The sequence below is a fragment of the Neochlamydia sp. TUME1 genome, from assembly GCF_000813645.1.
In the GTDB taxonomy this organism is placed as follows: domain Bacteria; phylum Chlamydiota; class Chlamydiia; order Chlamydiales; family Parachlamydiaceae; genus Neochlamydia.
In genome coordinates, this window is record NZ_JRXI01000186.1 from 1 (window position 1) to 2,760 (window position 2,760).

Genomic DNA, 2,760 nt, shown 5'->3' on the forward strand with positions numbered 1-2,760 from the left:
AAGATTGGATTGAAGAAAATTGTAAAAACATCACGGCTTTGGATTTATCTAAAGCAGGCTTGACTTATTTACCCACAGAAATAGGCCAATTGTCTCAGCTGCAAAAGCTTAACTTAATAGAAAACCAGCTCACCACTCTGCCTACAGAAATCCGGCAATTGTCTCAGCTGCAAAGGATTGGTTTAAGCCAAAACCAGCTCACCGCTCTGCCTGCAGAAATCGGGCTATTGTCTCAGCTGCAAGTGCTTTACTTAAATCAAAACCAGCTCACCGCTCTGCCTACAGAAATCAGGCAATTGTCTCAGCTGCAAACGTTTGATTTAAGCCAAAACCAGCTCACCAATCTGCCTGCAGAAATTGGGCAGCTGTCTGAGCTACAATGGCTTAACTTAAATCAAAACCAGCTCTCCAGCCTTCCTGGAGAAATCGGGCAACTGTCTGAGCTGCAAGAGCTTTACTTAAACAACAACCAGCTTACCAGCCTTCCTGCAGAAATCGGGCAGCTGTCTCAGCTGCGAGCGCTTAACTTAAATCAAAACCAGCTCACCAGCCTTCCTGCAGAGATAGGGCAGCTACCTCAGCTGCAAACGCTTAGCTTAGAAAATAACCAACTTACTTCTCTTCCTCAAGAAATAGGACAGCTACCTCAGCTGCAACTCCTTTACTTAAACAACAACCAGCTCACCAGTCTGCCTACAGAAATCGAGCGATTGTCTCAGCTGCGAGCGCTTTACTTAAACAACAACCAGCTCACCAGCTTGCCTGCAGAAATCGGGCAGCTGTCTAAGCTGCAAACGCTTGAATTAGCGGAAAATCCTTTGAAAGATATTGCAGAAAAAATAAGGTAGCGTTTTCATACGAATTCGTTTGACTTGCTTTTTTAATTTATTTATATTGCCTTTAAAAAATAAAAATGCTGAAAAGTTATCACTACCCAAGGAAATAAAATGCATCCTCTCTCCTCGACATCTATTGAAAGCTTGCCTAATGAATTGCTGCTTCCTATCTTAGAGGCTTGCGCAGTTCCTTCCTTATTTAGCGTCTGTAAAAGATGGCATTATCTGCTGGCTTCTGAAGTGATGCCTTCCCTTTATAAGAAAATAGCCCAGCTTCACTTCCCCAGGAAGAATATCACTACCCAGCGAACTCTTTTGTTAGCTAAAGTTTATCAACTCAATCCTGCACTTACCTCTACCGAGAAAGTTTATCAAGTTTTTAAACAAGTTTTTACCTTAGCTAAATCTATTTCTCCTTTGGAATTTAAAGAGAAAACAGAAGAAAAAATAGGCTTAACTCTGGCTAATTACTCTTCTTATCTCTTAAATATTAATCGCCTTTTACTTTGGAAAAAACTTCCTGGTGGGGAAGAATACTTGAGCCGAGAAGAAATTAAGCACTTGCCTCTAGAAAAAAAAAGAGGGCTTCTTAGAGATTGGATTGAAGAAAATGGTAAAAACATCATGGCCTTAGATTTATCTAGAGTAGGCTTGACTTATTTACCCCAAGAAATATGCCAGTTATCTCAGCTGCAATGGCTTGACTTAAGAGAAAACCAGCTCACCGCTCTACCTACAGAAATAGGTCAATTCTCTCAGCTACAATGGCTTAACTTAATCCAAAACCAGCTCACTAGTCTTCCTACAGAAATCGGGCAGCTGTCTCAGTTGCAAGTGCTTGAATTAAATCAGAACCAGCTCACCTCTCTGCTTACAGAAATCGGGCAATTGTCTCAGCTGCGAAGGCTTGTCTTAAATCAAAACCAGCTCACCAACCTGCCTGCAGAAATAGGTCAATTGTCTCAGCTGCAAACGCTTGACTTAAATCAAAACCAGCTCACCGCTCTGCCTGCAGAAATCGGGCAGCTGTCTCAGCTGCAAACGCTTGACTTAAATCAAAACCAGCTCACCGCTCTGCCTGCAGAAATCGGGCAGCTGTCTCAGCTGCAATGGCTTAATTTAAGCAAAAACCAGCTCACCCGTCTGCCTACAGAAACTGGTCAATTGTCTCAGTTACAATGGCTTTACTTAAATGAAAACCAGCTCACCGCTCTGCCTACAGAAATCGGGCAATTGTCTGAGCTGCGAGAGCTTTACTTAAATGAAAATCAGCTCACAAGCCTGCCTGCAGAAATAGGTCAATTGTCTCAGCTGCGAAGGCTTGAATTAGCGGAAAATCCTTTGAAAGATATCGACGAAAAAATAAGGCAGCGTTTTCAATTGTAGAATGGTTGTGAGTGCTTTTGAAATTGGGGGTGAGCTAAAATGAAATAAAAAACTTTTAGCCATCTTATCTTTAAACAAGTAATCAACTTTTCTTCCGGCAACTAAGCAAGTCTAAAATAACCTACACATTATAATGACAAGAAGCTTTTCTCTTTTTCTGCAGATTGCTATGCTGGGAGAACAACTTTTCTTGATAGGAAGAAACTGGCGTATTATATTCTACCATTCGATAGAAGAATTAAAACATAGCGCCAAAAAGAACCGTTTTTCTCAAATAAGGCAAAGAATCAATCTCATTCTTTTAACCAAACTAAAATTGCCGTGTCACTTAATCCCCAAAACCTGTGGCTGCTCCTAAATGCCTGGAAGCCCCCTTTCCTTGAATCTATCTGAAATAAAAGCGTGGTAGATTATCTGTGAGTTGTTTTTCATTGATAAGGATACGAATTCGTTTGACTTGCTTTTTTAATTTTTATATTAGACCTCTTTCGAAACTGGAATAAAATGTAAACTTTAGTAAAATGGTGACTCAACATCT

Annotated in this window: 2 protein-coding genes; both read left to right on the top strand. The window is 40.7% G+C overall.

The genetic code is table 11. The features are described from left to right. Positions 1–848, top strand: an 848-nt coding sequence (locus DB41_RS08450; protein ID WP_052244043.1) for a leucine-rich repeat domain-containing protein, incomplete at its 5' end; no start/stop codon positions are given. A 99-nt stretch (positions 849–947) separates the two neighbouring features. Beyond that, positions 948–2,222 carry a leucine-rich repeat domain-containing protein gene (locus DB41_RS10900; protein WP_052244044.1) on the top strand — a complete coding sequence of 425 codons (1,275 nt, stop codon included), beginning with the start codon at positions 948–950 and terminating at the stop codon, positions 2,220–2,222. Positions 2,223–2,760 lie beyond the last annotated feature (538 nt).

What these genes read in the sequence shown, in the direction of transcription:
- DB41_RS10900 (WP_052244044.1), top strand. Translation starts at nt 948, where the DNA reads ATGCATCCTCTCTCCTCGACATCTATTGAAAGCTTGCCTAATGAATTG.